We start from the raw sequence: 15,433 nt of genomic DNA, 5'->3' as shown, positions 1-15,433 counted from the left end.
AAAACATTTTTATTTCAAATAAAAAGAAAAGGTCTTATCTTAATCTTTTATATAATCTTTATATTCGCATACATTAATGAATTCACAATTATCAGTTTTGCATCTTACAGAACTTGTGCCATCACTATTAACAAATGAAAATGGTAAAATTACATTTGTTTGAACGCCAAATTTTCTTATATTTACATCATAGCCTTTTTTACATTCTTTTATCATTTTTTTCCTCCTTGGTTTATATCTATAAATATTATAACATATTTCCAAGATATTTGTTGATAAATTTCGACATTTTATTACTTTTTATTATTTAAAAGAATATCTTTTAACATTTTCACATAAGTTTTATTGTTGGTTTCTTGGAAATATTTTTCATATAATTCCATTGTATCATTACTAACTATAATAAAATTACCTAGTTCATCTTAATAATAGAGCAAATTATAAGTATAACTATTATTTAGATACTAATAATATAAAAAAGGAGATGATCTAGAGTTGTCAAAAAATAAAAAAGAAGATTTCATTGAAAAGTCAAATGATATATCAAAAGTTAAAGTCAAGTCATATGAAGAGAAACTAGATAATACAAACAATGTTGTATCTAGAGGTAAGGATATTACGTTTAATAAACTTTAAAATTATAAATAACTATTCATTTAATAAAAAATACAAATCTGTTCTAATTTTCTCATACAAAATTAGAACAGATTTCATTACTTATAAGAGAATAAAATAATTCTATATCATTAACAACCATAGTTATTGCTTCTCTTAAATACATATATCTATACAGTTTTTTTGTATTATTAGCCATATGTTTATCGGCTTAATGATATACGATTCTTATCAAATTCTCAATGTTTTATTTATATTTTTGATTATTTTCTTAATCAAAAATTTGTACTTTAACTAATTGTGCTTTGTTCCAATCACTAGCTTTTATTTCAGCTATTCTTTCTATTATCATAACAACTAATGTTTCATATTCAGAAGCCATATCTAAACTGGCTTTTACGTACACTCCAACACTTGTAATTGCTATTATGTATAACACAAAAACTTCGATAATATTTAATAAACTAATAATATCAAACTTTTCAACAACCTTAGTACTTGTACTTATTAGCGCTAATACAATTGATATTATAGTACTAACAGTAGTCATTGTAGTTGTTCTGTTTCTAAGTTGTTTAGCTTTCATTTCATATTTATATTTCAACAATTTTAACTCTCTAATATCTAACTGTCTTATTAGACTATAATTATTATTTAGATTATAATTATCATTTAGAAATATTTCATCTTTTTGCATTAATAGCACTTACTTATTCCCCCTATTATGTTTTTTAATATATACACATTTTACTTATTCCATATTATATCATAAAATACATAAATATATTGTTTTTTCTATATGTTCCTTTAACTTTAGAATATGTAACTTAGACTTACCGTTGTTTCTAGGTTCTATTTTTCAACATAAAAAAGAACCTAATGCAATTATTTGTACTAAGTTCATTATTTGCTATTTATATTTAATTATTTCCTGTATATTTATAAAATGATATCTCCTATTTTACGCACATGCTCCACCTCATTTTTTTAATCTAATTTTCTTATTTTACTGAATTTCACCCTGTTTCTCTAATTATCTATATCTTATTTATTTTTCTTTATATAATTGTTTTATTTTGTATTAAAAAATTACTAACCATCAAATTTGAGAATCCTTTTAAATGAATTCTAGGTAGCATTTACTTTGTATTATTCTTTATTACATATGTAACTGATATAATATCATGAAGAGCTTGTTTCTTCTTGGTAAAACCTGCCATAATATAACCAATAAAAAAATTATCAAAGAAATATATTTGCTCCAATATCTAACAGTGGCTCTTAAAAATGAAATTTTATTATTATTTGCATCTACAACTATTATACCTAATGCCTTTTTACCAAGCGTTGCTTTTCCATTAGATGATTCAAAAAAAGAATAATATAACCAAGGTATAACTAAATAAATAATTACCCCTAAATTACCTAATATTATTTTTTTGATTTTTTGTTCAATACCAATTTCATTTAATATCCTGTCAAATAATATCCAAACTAGCCAAAATAAAATATACACTAAAAAAATAGCTAATCTGTCAATAAAATACGCTAAATATCGATTCAAAAATCCTGCATACATTTATAATATCTTCTCCCGAACTTTGTTAATATCATAATTATACTATTTAATCTATTTCCTTACAATTATTTTGCACTTTTAGTATTAAAAATAACTACCATTTTTTGTTTGGTAATCATATTATTTGTTTATATGCTTTCATATAAATTAAATTCAATAATCTATTCGTTTATATTGTATAAAACATCATTAGTTGAATAATTTTTATCATCTATAGTAATTTTTTTTAATATATTTATATACTCAATTTCTTTTTGAGTTAACTCTCAATATAATATTTCTTAAATAGTTATTGACAGTATAAATCAATACTGGCTTTTCAAAATCACTTCTTCCAGATGGATTATTAGACTTTAAAGAATTAATATCTGCAACATATGAATATTTCCTCTTTGTTTTTATAAGTTCCAAATAATCTTTAATCTGTTTTGTTGTAACCTCTAGAGGAGTAGAGATATTGACTTCATCAGCCAAATATTTAGCATAGCTTCAATGTTCCTTCATAGGATTTTCTCATCTTTTTAGTCAAATCCTTATTGGTACAGTAAATCATAAAGTCATTAATACTTTCATCAAAATCATAAATTCTTTTCTTAAGTCTAGGCATAAAAAATAAGACACCTCCTAACCAATTTTTATCCCAAACTGATTAAATGATGTCTTATTGAAAGTTCATATATTTATAGGTATAAAATAATATTTTTGGGCTATACTTTATAAAAGTTATATATACTTAGCCTAGTAAAATATTACTAAGATACTTTATTTTTAAGTCTTAATTTATCAGCAATAATTGCTATAAATTCTGAATTTGTTGGCTTGCCTTTGTCATTATGGATTGTGTATCCAAATAGCTTATTAATAGCTTCTATTTGACCTCTGCCCCACGCTACTTCTATAGCATGTCTTATTGCTCTTTCCACTCTTGAAGCTGTTGTATTGTACTTCTTAGCTATTGAAGGATATAATTCCTTTGTTACAGCTGATAATAATTCTATATCATTAACAACCATTGTTATTGCTTCTCTTAAATACATATATCCTTTTATATGAGCTGGTACACCAATTTCGTGTATAATATTTGTTATTTCTGTTTCTAAATCTAAAGTTCCTTTATTTTCTTGGCATTCACTAGTATAAGAAATCATAGATTGTGATGATGTTCTTCTTATACTTTGGTTATCTGTTTCGTTATTAAACATTTCTCTTATTCTTTTTGTAAACACTTCCATATCAAATGGCTTAACAGTATAATAATCTGCTCCTAATGTTATTGCTTGTTGAGTAATTTTATCTTGACCTACTGCAGATAATATTATAATTTTAGGCATCTTTTCTAAGTTCATAGTATTTAATCTTTCTAAAACACCTAATCCATCTAAATGTGGCATTATTATATCTAGAATTAATAAATCTGGTTTCTTTTCAATTATTAAGTCTAAAGCTTCCCTACCGTCTTTTGCTATTCCAGTTACTATTATATTCCTTTGATTTAATAAATAATCGTTTAAAATACTGCAAAATTCCTTATTATCATCAGCAATAAGTACAGATATCTTTTTATCTTCCATGCTTTTTTCCTCTCCTTCATAAACCTAATTATATTACTATTTGAATCATACTCTCTATAACATCATAAACTACTCTTAATAGCCAAACTTATCACATTAAATAATTCTATACTCTTTAATAAAAATCCTCTTTTTGCTTTATTACGTTATAGTGATATGTATTACTTTACATTAAAAATAACAGTTAATAACTAAATTATAACACTAATTAATCAAATATAACATTAATTGTTATATTTAATTTATATTCCACTATTTGTAAATTATAACCTTATTTTTAATATAAGTAAATAGTTTTGTAGAAAATAGTTTGTAAAACTCATTATTTTTTTATTGTAAAAGCACTAATTATAAAAATTAGTGCTTTTAATACTACATGTTATTTTATTATTTCTGCATCTTTTAACATCCACTCTATATATATTCCATAACCTGTATCTGGCTTATTTATTAACACGTGAGTTACTGCTCCTACAATTTTATTATTTTGAATAATAGGACTTCCACTCATTCCTTGAACTATTCCTCCTGTTTTTTCTAATAACTTAGAATCAGTAACTTTTATCACCATACTTTTAGGTCCTGGAGTATTTTGTTCCAAAAGTTTAACTATTTCTATCTCATATTCTTTAGGTCCAGATTCGTCAATAGTCGTTATTATACTTGCCTTACCCTCACATATCTCATTTCTAAATCCAACTTTCATAGGTTTTACATTACTTTTTATAATATTCATATTTTCAACTGTTCCAAAAATACCACTTTCAGTATTACTTTTTATTTTACCACTTACATTATTTTCGTTTATAAATACACCTTTAAGTTCTCCTGGAGATCCTTTTTCACCTCTTCTTAAGCTTATTATTGATGATTCTAATAAATCACCTTTTTTAATTAAAAATGCTTCATTTGTATCACAGTCGGTAATAGGATGACCTAATGCACCAAATTTTTTTGATTCACTATCTATAAAAGTCATTGTTCCTACACCTGCTGTAGAATCTCTAATCCATAGTCCTAGTTTATAATCTGAGTTTTCTTCTTTTTTTAGTTCTATTTCTCTACTCAATTTTTCATTATGTCTTAATAAGTCAACTTTTATTTTGCATTCTTTGCAATCTTTAATTATACCTACTAAATCTTTGCAATTTTCAACTTCTTCACCATTAATCTTTAATATTATATCGCCTAATTGAACTCCACCTAATTTACCGGGGCTTTCTTCTGTTACATTATTAATTACTATATCAGAATATCCTACAACTAAAACACCTTGTGTAGATACTCTAACACCTACGCTATTTCCACCTGGATAAATTTCTAGATTTTTTACTTTTTGAACCTCTAATGACTTTACTGGTATCAACCCTAATAACTTAACCTCGTATTTATTCCCGTAATCTTCAATTTTATTTATTGTACTTCCTATCGGAATCATCGAAGATACTGGTATATCTTTATTTGTATATATTGTATTTGGAATACCTTTTAAATATATACTAGTTATTAAAACCAGAATCAAGATTGGAGCTGTAATTAAACTAATAGTTTTTAATATTTTCTTCTTCATAATTTCCCTCCTCCTTTGCTTCTGATTTTAATTTCCCCATGAGACAAGCCTCTTATGCTGTATTAACATTGTTATAAAAGTCAAAAATTTTTAGTTCATGTTAAATTTTTTATAAATATATTTTTATTGTTATTTGAAAAAATATAAAATCCATTCTTAAAATTATGGATTTTTCTATTTTTTTGTCTTTTAGAACTCGCCTGCAAGAAATTTGGGACAATAAAAAAAAATAAAACCACGCATTACATGATTTTATTTTTACCAAAATATATTACTATATGTATTAATTTTTAAATTTCTAATTTTTTTAACTCGGCAATTTTTATCATTTCTTTCACATTATTTAATGTTGCTTCTGTAACTTCATCGCCACCAAGCATTCTACCAATTTGATACTCTTTTTCTTCTTTTGTTAACACTCTTATATTAGTAAATGTCTTATTTTCTTTTACTACTTTTGATACAAAGTAATGATAATCTGATAAAATTGCTATTTGTGGAAGATGTGTTATGCATAGAACTTGGTGATTTTTAGAGACTTGATACATTTTTTCACCAACTCTTTTTGCCACAACGCCACTAATACCAGTATCTATTTCATCAAAAATTAAAGTTGCTATTTCATCTTTATCTGCAAAAACACATTTTAATGCAAGCATTATTCTTGAAAGTTCTCCACCAGATAATATTTTTTCTAATGGCATAAGTGGTTCTCCAGGATTTGTAGAAATCATAAAGCATACATCATCAAAACCTCTAGAATTAAATTTTTCTTCTCTTATTATACTTATTTCCATAGTTGATTTTTCAAGACCTACAAAACTAAGTTCATTTAAAATTTTTTCTTTTAATTCAGAGCTTTTATTAACTCTTAATTCATGAAGTTTTAGTGATACTTTTTCCATTTCTTTTATAATTTCTTGCTTTTTCAAATTCAATTCTTCAATGATTTTTTCAGAATTTATAAGATCATTATATTGTATTTTTATTTTATTATAATACTCTAAAACTTCTGTTATAGTAGATCCATATTTTTTCTTATATTGATTAATTTCATATATTCTTGCATTTATTTTTTCTAAAGCGTCATCATCATATACAACTTCTTCAGCTATATTTCTTATATCTCTAGATACTTCTTCTATTGTATAAAAAGCCTCTTCTATTAGTTCTCTATTTTTTTTAACTTTTTCAAAATTATTTTCAATATTCGATAATTCTTGAATTACCTTTGATATTGAATTTATAACACTATTTTCTCCATCAACACCATTTAATAAAGCATATGATAAATTTAAACTCTTGCTTATTTTTTCAGCATTTGATAGTAAATTAAATTCTTCTTTTAAATTTTCTTCTTCTTTTTCTTTTAATTTTCCTTTTTCTATATCCTCAATTTGAAATTTAAGATAGTCTAAAAGTTTATCTCTATCATCATTTCCACATATTTGTTGAATTTTGTTTTCGATTTGTAATAAACTATCTTTTAAAGAAGTAAATTCTTCTAAGTGATTAAGAATTTCTTCTCCTATAAATTCATCTAAGTACAATATATGACTATTTCTTTGAAGAAGAGTTTGATTTTGATGTTGACCATGTATATCTAATAATCTTTCTCTTATTTTTTTTAATTGAGATGCTAAAAAAGTTTTTCCGTTAACTTTAATTAAACTTCGCCCACTTTGATGAGTTTCTCTAGAGACAATTAGCATATCATCGTCACTTTCAATATCCAATTCAATCAATACATTTTTTAATAAGCTATTTTCAATAGTAAATATAGCTTCAACATAAGTTTTATCTTCTCCAGTTCTTATTAAACTTTTCGAAAATTTTCCACCTAATACATAATCTATTGCATCAATTAAAATAGATTTACCCGCTCCTGTTTCACCTGAAAGAATATTAAATCCTTCATTGAAATTCATAGTTATTTCTTGTATCAATGCAAAATTTTTAATGTTCAATTGAATTAACATATATACCCATCCTTATATTTATAGTGATATTCTTTTTCTTATTTTAGCTACTAATTCTTCTGCTTTTTCTAAACTTCTAAGAAGTATAAATATTGTATTGTCTCCCGCTACTGTTCCTGCTATATCGGATCCTTCTAAATTATCTATAGCCTCTGCTGCTGCTGATCCGGAACCACTTATAGTTTTTATTACTACCATCTTATCTACGTTTTCTGCGCTTATAACCGTATTAGATAATATATTACTTAATCTGTCTATTATGTTTTTTTCTTCACCAGAAGATACAACATATTTATAATTTCCAGAAGCACCTTGTATTTTAATAAGTTTTAAATTTTTGATATCTCTTGAAACAGTTGCTTGAGTTACATCAAAACCTTGTGATTTTAATTCTTCCGCTAAGTCTTCCTGAGTTTCTATTTCTTTAGATGATATAATTTCTAATATCTTAGTATGTCTTTTTGATTTCAAATTTCTTCACCATCACATTCCTTAGAATTATTTAATACCTTATTTCTTATTACTTTAAAATAATCATAATCGTTAAATAACAGTAATTTTAATGACTTTGGATTCTTTTTTACAGTTATAACAGAATTGTCTTTCATTTCTATTGCTCTTTGTCCATCTATTGTCAAGTATATTTGATCTCCGCCATTTTGTGCTATTATCTTTATAGTACTATCACCTTTTAGTACAATTGGATGCATACTCTTTGTATGACCACATATAGGCACTATACTAATAACTTCTAAGTCAGGATATATAAATGGTCCTCCTGCTGAAAAAGAATACGCTGTTGATCCCGTAGGAGTTGAAACAATAAGTCCATCGCCTTTAAATATAGCATATAATTTTTCATCAACAAATATCTTGAATTTTACCATTCTTGACAAAGTTCCTCTTGCTACTGCAACTTCATTTAAGGCCTTGATATTCTTTATTGACTCATTTATATCTACTTCACAGTTTAACATCATTCTCTTGTGTACTTTACAATCTTTAGTCATCAATTTTTTTAATGCCAAATCTAAATCGGATATTTCTATACTAGATAAAACTCCTAAGTTACCTATATTTATTCCTAATATAGGTGCCTTAAAATCATCATCCAATTCCCTTGCTACTCCAAGAAGTGTTCCATCTCCTCCTAAAACAATAAGCAAATCTAATGAACCTAAATTTAAATTTTTTATATCAAAACTATTGTATACTTCAATATTAGTAATATTGCAAATATTTTCAATTTTTTCTTTCACCATATTTAAAATAGTATTTTTACAGTCTTTTGATGGATTTATCGCAATACCTATATTCTTCATAACCCCTCCGAAAATCTCTAAAGTTCTTTATGAGATTCTTCTATAACCCTTTCTACATCATCAATTTGAAAATTACTTTCTTTTTCATTATCTTTTGTAAAATAGACTAAGTATTCTCGGTTTCCCTCTGGGCCTTTTATTGGAGAATATCCTACCCCTAGGATATTTAAGTTTTCATTTTTAAGGAATTCAATTATTCCATACACTACTTCTTTATGTGTACTAATTTCTCTAACAACGCCTTTTTTACCAACTTTTTCACGACCTGCTTCAAATTGTGGCTTTATTAAAGCTACCACTTCACCAGTATCCTTTAAAAGTCCTAATGTTGCTGGCATTATCTTTTTTAATGATATAAAAGATACATCTATTGATGCAAAATCTAAAGGTTCACCAATATCTTCTAATGTAACATATCTAATATTAGTTCTTTCCATGCATACTACTCTTTCATCAGTTCTTAATTTCCATGCAAACTGACCATATCCTACATCTACTGAATACACTTTCTTTGCTCCATTTTGAAGCATACAATCAGTAAATCCACCAGTAGATGCCCCTATATCCATACATACCTTATCTTCTAAAGATATATCATAGGACTTCATAGCTTTTTCTAGTTTAAGTCCACCTCTACTCACGTATTTAAGTTTTGCGCCTTTATATTCTATGTTAGCATTTATACTTACTTTTTCTCCTGCTTTATCAACTCTTTGACCATCAACAAATACTTTACCTTCCATAATACAAGCCTTAGCTCTATCCCTAGAAGTAATTATACCCTTTTCTACTAAAAGTATATCAAGTCTTTCCTTTTTTTCTGCCATATATTATATTCTCCTTTTAATTATAAAGTTTAAGGATTGTATTACTTATACTTACAGGATCTAATCCATATGTTTTATAAAGTATTTCTACATTTCCTTGTGGGATAAATTCATCATCATATCCTAATAATTTCATATTTCCCTTATAATTTATACAATTTAAATATTCTAGAATAGCTATTCCGAGGCCTCCACATATAATATTATCCTCAATAGTTAAAATATCATATCCTTCTTCTTTTAAATTCTTTAATAAATGTTCATCTATTGGCTTTATAAAAGTTGCATTTATTATCTTAGGATTTATTCCTTTTTCTTTTAGTATTTCCTTTGCTAAAAGTGCATGTTGAAGCATTCTTCCGCTAGCTATAATGCATATCTTATTTCCTTCACTTGCAATTTCCCATTTTCCATAATTTATCTCTTTTAAAGCATCTAAATTACAAACAACATCTTTACCTCTTGGATATCTTATGGCTACAGGTGAATTCCTTTTTATTGCCCATTTTAATAAACTTAAAATTTCTTCTGTACATTTAGGAGCTACTATTGTCATATTAGGCATCATTGACAAATAACTTACATCCATAATTCCTTGATGAGTTTCTCCATCTTCTCCTACTATTCCTGCTCTATCTATAGCAAATATTACAGGTAAGTTTTGAATGCACACATCATGTATTACCTGATCAAATCCTCTTTGTAAAAAAGTAGAATATACTGCAAATACAGGCTTTAATCCATTAGCTGCCATTCCTGCTGCTAATGTTACTGCATGTTGTTCTGCTATTCCAACATCAAAAAATCTTTCTGGATAAGTAGTAGAAAAATCTTTTAGTCCAGTTCCGTCTGGCATAGCTGCTGTTATAGCAACTAGTTCTTTTTCTTCTTTTGCTATATCCATTAATGCATTACCAAAAGCTTTAGAATATGTTTCCTTGCAAGCTTTGTTTGGTTCTTCCTTTTTATCATTACTAGGTGGAATTCCATGATACTTAGATGGACTTTTTTCTGCTAATGAATATCCTCTACCTTTTTGAGTTACTGTGTGTATTATAACAGGACCTTCTATATCTTTAACTTTACTGAAAACTTCGTTCATTGCTTTTATATCATGACCATCAATAGGACCTATATATTTTACTCCCATATTTTCAAAAAACATTGAAGGCACAACTAATTGCTTTATACTATCTTTTACTTTTGACATTTTAGAAATAAGATCTTTTCCTAAATCAGATGAACCAAGAGATGTATTTATATTAGCTTTTAATTTATTATATGTTTGGCCCATTCTTAATTTATTTAAATATCTAGAAAGTCCCCCAACATTAAGTGAAATAGACATTTGGTTATCGTTTAAAATTATCACCATTTTAGTTTTTCTAAAACCAACATCATTTAAAGCTTCTAATGCCATTCCACCTGTTAAAGCTCCATCTCCGATTACAGAAACTACAGTGTACTTTTCTTTCTTTAAATCCCTAGCTCTTGCCATTCCAAGTCCAGCTGATATTGAAGTACTACTATGACCTGTGTCAAAATAATCATACTTGCTTTCATTTCTCTTTGGAAATCCACTTAGACCATCAAACTGTCTAAGATTTTTAAACTCACCTTTTCTACCAGTTAAAATCTTATACACATAACTTTGGTGTCCTACATCCCATACTATTTTATCTTTTTCAAAATCAAAAGATTTCATAAGACTTAAAGTAAGCTCTACAACACCTAAGTTAGATGATAAATGTCCCCCTGTTTTGGAAACACTTTCTATTAAAAATCGCCTTATTTCTTTGCTTAATCTCTCTGTATCACTATCACTCAAATTATTTAAATCTTTTGGAAAATTTAAACTATCTAATAATGATTTCATAATAACCATTCCCTTTTTTAATTTAGTCTATTTAAAAGATTATAAGTTAATTCTTTTAATAAACTAGCGTCTACACTTAAGTTATCTAAAATTTTTATACATTCATCAGTTAACATTTTACAAAGCTCTTCACATTTTTCTAATCCATAAACAGTTATAAAATTAGTTTTGTTTAATTCTTTATCTCTATTAGTTGCTTTGCCTAATGTTTCTTCTGTTCCTACTATATCTAATATATCATCTTTTATTTGAAAAGCTAAGCCTAATTTTTTACCATATTCATTTAAAGCTTCTATATCACCACTTGGAACTTTTGCTAAAATACCACCAGCTACTATTGATACTCTTATAAGTTCCCCTGTCTTTTTTTCGTGCATATATTCTAATTCTTCTTTTGATATTTCGCTTCCTTCACTTAATACATCAACAACTTGACCGCCTATCATTCCTTCTGCGCCTGCTGCTTTTGAAATTTCATAAGAAGCTTTTAAAGCACTTTCTCCTAATTCTAATGAACTTTTCATAAGTAAAGTCATAGCTTCATTTAATAATGCATCACCTGCTAAAACTGCAATATTTTCACCGAAAATCTTATGATTTGTTGGTTTACCTCTTCTTAAATCATCATCATCCATGCATGGAAGATCATCATGTATTAAAGAATAAGTATGTATCATTTCAATTGCAGCTGCCATTGGCATTATTTTTTCTATATTATCTTTATATAAAGAATAAGTTAATATAAGTAATGTTGGACGTATTCTTTTTCCACCTATATTTACACTATATCCTGCTGATTCATAAACAGCTTTATTATAAGAACTTCTATTTGTAAAATAATTTTTTAAATAATTATCTATTGCATTTTTTAAATTATCTATCTCCATCTTGACTTTCAAACTCCACTTCTTTCTCTTCCTTAATTACAGATATTTTTCCTTCATATGAATTTAAAGTTTTATAAAGTTTATTTACTAATTTTACTCCATCTTCATAAGATTTCATACCCTCTTCAAGGTTTAAATTATCATCTTCTAAAGTACTCAAAATATCTTGAAGTTTACCAAGCATATCTTCATAGCTTTCTTTCTTTGCCATATAATACTCTCCTTACTTAATAGGTATAAAATTTCCTTTAATTTTTCCATCACTTAAAGAAATACTTATTTCTTTTTTTTCATCTAATTGTGATATTTCTTTAATGATATTATTATTTTCATCCTCTATTATAGCATATCCTTTATTAAGTACCTTTATAGGATTATTAGCGCTTAATAAATTATTTAATGATTCTATCTTTTGCTTTTCTCTTTTTATTTTTATATCTATTGCAAAATATAATCTATCTTTTAATTTATCAATTTCTAAATATGAGTTTACTATTTTTGACATTGGAGAATGTAATTTTAGAATTTTCTCATTTGACTCTAATCTACTTTTGCAATCTTTTAATTTCTTTTGTATTTCATAATCTAATGATTTTGATATTTCATAAATTCTTGTGTTTATATCACTTAATAGCGGAACTGCTATTTCAGCTGCTTGTGACGGTGTTGCTGCTCTTACATCAGAAACAAAATCTGAAATTGTAAAATCGACTTCATGACCTACTGCTGAAATAATAGGAAGCTTAGAATTAAATATAACTTTTGCAAGTTCTTCTTCATTAAAGTTCCATAATTCTTCTATAGAACCTCCACCTCTTCCAACTATTATTAGATCTATATTTTTCTTCTTATTAAAATATTCAATTCCTGCAATTATTTCTTTATATGCACCGTCACCTTGAACCTTAGCTGGATATAATATTATGTCTACTAATGAGTTTCTTCTTTTAGTTACATTTATTATATCTCTTATTACTGCACCTGTTGATGAGGTTATAACACCTATTCTTTTAGCGTACATAGGTATATTTTTTTTATACTTTTCATCAAAATATCCAGACTTTGATAATTTTTCTTTAAGAGCTTCGAATTTTATAAATAACTCTCCTTGCCCTTCTTTTTTTATCTCATCACAATAAAGTTGAAAACTCCCTGTAGCTGTATAAATAGATGCTCTTCCCTTTACCATCACTTCCATACCATCTTCTAAGGCAATATTTAAAAGACTTGCTTTACTTTTAAACATAACACAATTTACTTTACTATTGTTATCTTTTAAAGAAAAATAAATATGCCCACTGCTATGGAACTTTAAATTAGAAATCTCCCCTTTTACAGAGAGATTATTTAAAATAAAGTCATTATCAATTACTTTTTTTATATAGTTTGTTAGATCTGAAACAGTTAAAGTTTTAATCTTCATATTCCTTTAAAGCCTCACATGAATTTTTTATTAAAAGAGTAGTAGTTAAAGCTCCAACTCCACCTGGTACTGGTGTTACGAAAGAAGCTTTATCTATTACCTTGTCAAAATTAACATCGCCTGTTATTTTACCTTCAAAAGATGAAGTACCTACGTCAATAACTATTGCATTTTCTTTTATGTATTCTTCATCTATAAACTTAGGTTTACCAATTGCTACAACTAATATGTCTGCTTTACTACATACTTCTTTTAAATTTTTTGTTTTAGAATGACATATAGTAACTGTTGCATTTTCATTTAATAAAAGTTGTGCTACTGGCTTTCCTACTATATTACTTCTTCCAAGAACAACTACTTCCTTACCAGTTATATCAATATTAAGACTCTTAATTAAAGTTACAACTGAATTAGGTGTACATGGTAAAAATCCTTTTTCCCCCATATACAATTTACCTTGACTTTCAAATGTAAGACAATCTATATCCTTTTTAACAGATATCTCTTTTATTATCTTTTTTTCGTTTAAATGCTTAGGTAATGGTAATTGAAGCATTATGCCTTGAATATTAACATCTTCATTTAATTTATGAATCTCATTTATAACATCTTCATCAGTAACATCTTCTTCTAATATAATCTTTAAAAAATCTATACCTAAAGAATTAGCCACCTTTTCTTGACTTGACATATAATAAATTGATCCCCCATCATTTCCAACTAATATAGATGCAATCTTTGGAATCCTAAGTTTATTATTTTTTCTTTCTTCAACAAAAGTTTTTATTTCTTCTTTTATCTTTAATGCTACTTCTTTTCCGTTTATAATTTGCCCCATTTTTATTTTCGCCCCTTATATTTTATTTTTTTAAGATATTATCTAAAACTCCATTTATAAATGAAACGCTTTTTTCATCTGAATATTTCTTTGTTATTTCTAATGCTTCATTTATTGCAACTCTGTTTGGAATTTCTTCATCATATAATAATTCATATACAGCTAATCTTAATATACATAAGTTAACCTTTGATATTCTATCTATTTTCCAATTACATAAATTCTTTGATATAGCCTCATCTATGTTATCTTTATTATTTTCTACCCCTATTAATATTCTCTTTATGTATGTTATATCTAATTCTTTTATATCACTTTCATAATTGTCTATAAAGTTTTCTAATGTTTCCTCATAATTATCAGTGTTTAATGTCATCCCAAATAATAATTCCATTGCTTTTTCTCTTGATAGTTTTCTATTCATCTGATCCTCCACGTACTTTAAATTCTTCTTAATTCTTGTCATTTTTGTTGAAATTTATTCTCTAAATAATATCTAGCATGGAAACACCCTCTGAAATTCAGAGGGTGAAATTTAGATACTACTTAGATTCAACTTCTTCTTTTTTCGGCATATAAATGTTTTGAACATACACATTTACTGCTTCTACTACTAATCCAGTCATAGCTTCAACCGTTCTTTTTACATTATCTTGAACTTGTGAAACTACCTCCATTATTTTTACACCATACTCGACGCTTAAATTTATATCTATAGTTGCTTTATCATCAAGCAAAGTAACCTTCGTTGACTTCCCTAATGACTTTTTACCCTTTAAAATGCTTGATAAGTTATTTGAGCCCCCTATTTGGTAATCACTAACGCCATCAATTTCTTGTGCGGCAATGCCTGCAATAACGCTTACTACTTCGTCTGATATTTTTACGATACCAACGTTATCTTCTTTATTCAAACTTTCCATGCTTTTCACCCTCCTAGGTTTTG

Annotated in this window: 20 protein-coding genes; 1 reads left to right on the top strand and 19 read right to left on the bottom strand. The window is 26.6% G+C overall.

Features of this window, described 5'->3' with window-relative positions:
- Positions 1 to 39 precede the first annotated feature (39 nt).
- Positions 40 to 216, bottom strand: coding sequence for a hypothetical protein (locus NG901_RS07950; RefSeq protein WP_252213415.1), 177 nt, complete (start codon positions 214 to 216; stop codon positions 40 to 42).
- Between the two features lie 279 nt (positions 217 to 495).
- On the opposite strand from NG901_RS07950, the gene NG901_RS07945 reads away from it, so the two are divergent.
- On the top strand, positions 496 to 636 hold the full coding sequence (locus NG901_RS07945; protein ID WP_252213413.1) for a hypothetical protein: 141 nt from the start codon (positions 496 to 498) through the stop codon (positions 634 to 636).
- A gap of 52 nt (positions 637 to 688) precedes the next feature.
- Here NG901_RS07945 and NG901_RS17145 read toward each other — a convergent pair whose 3' ends face one another.
- From NG901_RS17145 to NG901_RS07865, 18 genes are all read right to left on the bottom strand, one after another.
- Positions 689 to 814 (bottom strand): hypothetical protein, encoded by a 126-nt coding sequence (locus tag NG901_RS17145; protein WP_286674256.1) that lies wholly within the window; start codon positions 812 to 814, stop codon positions 689 to 691.
- 72 nt (positions 815 to 886) lie between these two features.
- The gene (locus tag NG901_RS07940) at positions 887 to 1,321 is read right to left on the bottom strand and encodes a hypothetical protein (protein WP_252213411.1); all 435 of its coding nucleotides are present in this window, start codon (positions 1,319 to 1,321) and stop codon (positions 887 to 889) included.
- A gap of 453 nt (positions 1,322 to 1,774) precedes the next feature.
- Positions 1,775 to 2,194 carry an RDD family protein gene (locus NG901_RS07935; RefSeq protein WP_252213409.1) on the bottom strand — a complete coding sequence of 140 codons (420 nt, stop codon included), beginning with the start codon at positions 2,192 to 2,194 and terminating at the stop codon, positions 1,775 to 1,777.
- A 243-nt stretch (positions 2,195 to 2,437) separates the two neighbouring features.
- On the bottom strand, positions 2,438 to 2,668 hold the full coding sequence (locus NG901_RS07930; protein ID WP_252213407.1) for a hypothetical protein: 231 nt from the start codon (positions 2,666 to 2,668) through the stop codon (positions 2,438 to 2,440).
- A 4-nt stretch (positions 2,669 to 2,672) separates the two neighbouring features.
- The gene (locus NG901_RS17140; protein ID WP_286674257.1) at positions 2,673 to 2,801 is read right to left on the bottom strand and encodes a hypothetical protein; all 129 of its coding nucleotides are present in this window, start codon (positions 2,799 to 2,801) and stop codon (positions 2,673 to 2,675) included.
- Between the two features lie 145 nt (positions 2,802 to 2,946).
- Positions 2,947 to 3,765, bottom strand: a complete 819-nt coding sequence (gene spo0A / locus NG901_RS07925) for a sporulation transcription factor Spo0A (RefSeq protein WP_252213405.1) — start codon at positions 3,763 to 3,765, stop codon at positions 2,947 to 2,949.
- Positions 3,766 to 4,144: 379 nt separating this feature from the next.
- Positions 4,145 to 5,335, bottom strand: coding sequence for a SpoIVB peptidase (gene spoIVB / locus NG901_RS07920; protein WP_252213403.1), 1,191 nt, complete (start codon positions 5,333 to 5,335; stop codon positions 4,145 to 4,147).
- 290 nt (positions 5,336 to 5,625) lie between these two features.
- Positions 5,626 to 7,314, bottom strand: a complete 1,689-nt coding sequence (gene recN, locus NG901_RS07915; protein ID WP_252213401.1) for a DNA repair protein RecN — start codon at positions 7,312 to 7,314, stop codon at positions 5,626 to 5,628.
- An 18-nt stretch (positions 7,315 to 7,332) separates the two neighbouring features.
- Positions 7,333 to 7,785 (bottom strand): arginine repressor, encoded by a 453-nt coding sequence (locus NG901_RS07910; protein ID WP_252213399.1) that lies wholly within the window; start codon positions 7,783 to 7,785, stop codon positions 7,333 to 7,335.
- A complete protein-coding gene (locus NG901_RS07905) occupies positions 7,782 to 8,636 on the bottom strand; it encodes an NAD(+)/NADH kinase (protein WP_252213396.1) in 855 nt (284 codons plus the stop codon). The genes NG901_RS07910 and NG901_RS07905 overlap by 4 nt, the downstream gene beginning before the upstream one ends.
- A gap of 17 nt (positions 8,637 to 8,653) precedes the next feature.
- The gene (locus tag NG901_RS07900; protein ID WP_252213393.1) at positions 8,654 to 9,463 is read right to left on the bottom strand and encodes a TlyA family RNA methyltransferase; all 810 of its coding nucleotides are present in this window, start codon (positions 9,461 to 9,463) and stop codon (positions 8,654 to 8,656) included.
- A 16-nt stretch (positions 9,464 to 9,479) separates the two neighbouring features.
- Complete coding sequence (dxs, locus tag NG901_RS07895; RefSeq protein ID WP_252213390.1) at positions 9,480 to 11,339, bottom strand: 1-deoxy-D-xylulose-5-phosphate synthase; 1,860 nt, start codon at positions 11,337 to 11,339, stop codon at positions 9,480 to 9,482.
- Between the two features lie 17 nt (positions 11,340 to 11,356).
- A complete protein-coding gene (locus tag NG901_RS07890) occupies positions 11,357 to 12,226 on the bottom strand; it encodes a polyprenyl synthetase family protein (RefSeq protein WP_252213387.1) in 870 nt (289 codons plus the stop codon).
- Positions 12,213 to 12,437: an exodeoxyribonuclease VII small subunit gene (gene xseB / locus NG901_RS07885; protein ID WP_252213384.1), complete on the bottom strand. Its 225-nt coding sequence runs from the start codon at positions 12,435 to 12,437 to the stop codon at positions 12,213 to 12,215. The genes NG901_RS07890 and xseB overlap by 14 nt, the downstream gene beginning before the upstream one ends.
- A 12-nt stretch (positions 12,438 to 12,449) precedes the next feature.
- Complete coding sequence (gene xseA, locus NG901_RS07880) at positions 12,450 to 13,649, bottom strand: exodeoxyribonuclease VII large subunit (RefSeq protein ID WP_252213381.1); 1,200 nt, start codon at positions 13,647 to 13,649, stop codon at positions 12,450 to 12,452.
- Positions 13,639 to 14,487, bottom strand: coding sequence for a bifunctional methylenetetrahydrofolate dehydrogenase/methenyltetrahydrofolate cyclohydrolase (locus tag NG901_RS07875; RefSeq protein ID WP_252213378.1), 849 nt, complete (start codon positions 14,485 to 14,487; stop codon positions 13,639 to 13,641). The genes xseA and NG901_RS07875 overlap by 11 nt, the downstream gene beginning before the upstream one ends.
- Before the next feature lie 22 nt (positions 14,488 to 14,509).
- Complete coding sequence (gene nusB, locus NG901_RS07870; RefSeq protein WP_252213375.1) at positions 14,510 to 14,911, bottom strand: transcription antitermination factor NusB; 402 nt, start codon at positions 14,909 to 14,911, stop codon at positions 14,510 to 14,512.
- A 118-nt stretch (positions 14,912 to 15,029) separates the two neighbouring features.
- Positions 15,030 to 15,410 carry an Asp23/Gls24 family envelope stress response protein gene (locus tag NG901_RS07865; RefSeq protein ID WP_252213372.1) on the bottom strand — a complete coding sequence of 127 codons (381 nt, stop codon included), beginning with the start codon at positions 15,408 to 15,410 and terminating at the stop codon, positions 15,030 to 15,032.
- Between the last annotated feature and the right edge of the window lie 23 nt (positions 15,411 to 15,433).

The organism is Clostridium sp. CMCC3677, from assembly GCF_023845585.1.
GTDB classification, from domain to species: Bacteria; Bacillota; Clostridia; order Clostridiales; family Clostridiaceae; genus Clostridium; species Clostridium aquiflavi.
This window is presented reverse-complemented; position numbering and strand designations above follow the sequence as displayed.

Coding starts and splice junctions, on each gene's coding strand:
- spoIVB (WP_252213403.1), bottom strand. CDS start 5,335: ATGAAGAAGAAAATATTAAAAACTATTAGTTTAATTACAGCTCCAATC.
- NG901_RS07905 (WP_252213396.1), bottom strand. CDS start 8,636: ATGAAGAATATAGGTATTGCGATAAATCCATCAAAAGACTGTAAAAAT.
- recN (WP_252213401.1), bottom strand. CDS start 7,314: ATGTTAATTCAATTGAACATTAAAAATTTTGCATTGATACAAGAAATA.
- NG901_RS07875 (WP_252213378.1), bottom strand. CDS start 14,487: ATGGGGCAAATTATAAACGGAAAAGAAGTAGCATTAAAGATAAAAGAA.
- NG901_RS07900 (WP_252213393.1), bottom strand. CDS start 9,463: ATGGCAGAAAAAAAGGAAAGACTTGATATACTTTTAGTAGAAAAGGGT.
- dxs (WP_252213390.1), bottom strand. CDS start 11,339: ATGAAATCATTATTAGATAGTTTAAATTTTCCAAAAGATTTAAATAAT.
- NG901_RS17140 (WP_286674257.1), bottom strand. CDS start 2,801: ATGCCTAGACTTAAGAAAAGAATTTATGATTTTGATGAAAGTATTAAT.
- NG901_RS07890 (WP_252213387.1), bottom strand. CDS start 12,226: ATGGAGATAGATAATTTAAAAAATGCAATAGATAATTATTTAAAAAAT.
- NG901_RS07865 (WP_252213372.1), bottom strand. CDS start 15,410: ATGGAAAGTTTGAATAAAGAAGATAACGTTGGTATCGTAAAAATATCA.
- NG901_RS17145 (WP_286674256.1), bottom strand. CDS start 814: ATGGCTAATAATACAAAAAAACTGTATAGATATATGTATTTAAGAGAA.
- NG901_RS07950 (WP_252213415.1), bottom strand. CDS start 216: ATGATAAAAGAATGTAAAAAAGGCTATGATGTAAATATAAGAAAATTT.
- xseA (WP_252213381.1), bottom strand. CDS start 13,649: ATGAAGATTAAAACTTTAACTGTTTCAGATCTAACAAACTATATAAAA.
- spo0A (WP_252213405.1), bottom strand. CDS start 3,765: ATGGAAGATAAAAAGATATCTGTACTTATTGCTGATGATAATAAGGAA.
- xseB (WP_252213384.1), bottom strand. CDS start 12,437: ATGGCAAAGAAAGAAAGCTATGAAGATATGCTTGGTAAACTTCAAGAT.
- NG901_RS07935 (WP_252213409.1), bottom strand. CDS start 2,194: ATGTATGCAGGATTTTTGAATCGATATTTAGCGTATTTTATTGACAGA.
- nusB (WP_252213375.1), bottom strand. CDS start 14,911: ATGAATAGAAAACTATCAAGAGAAAAAGCAATGGAATTATTATTTGGG.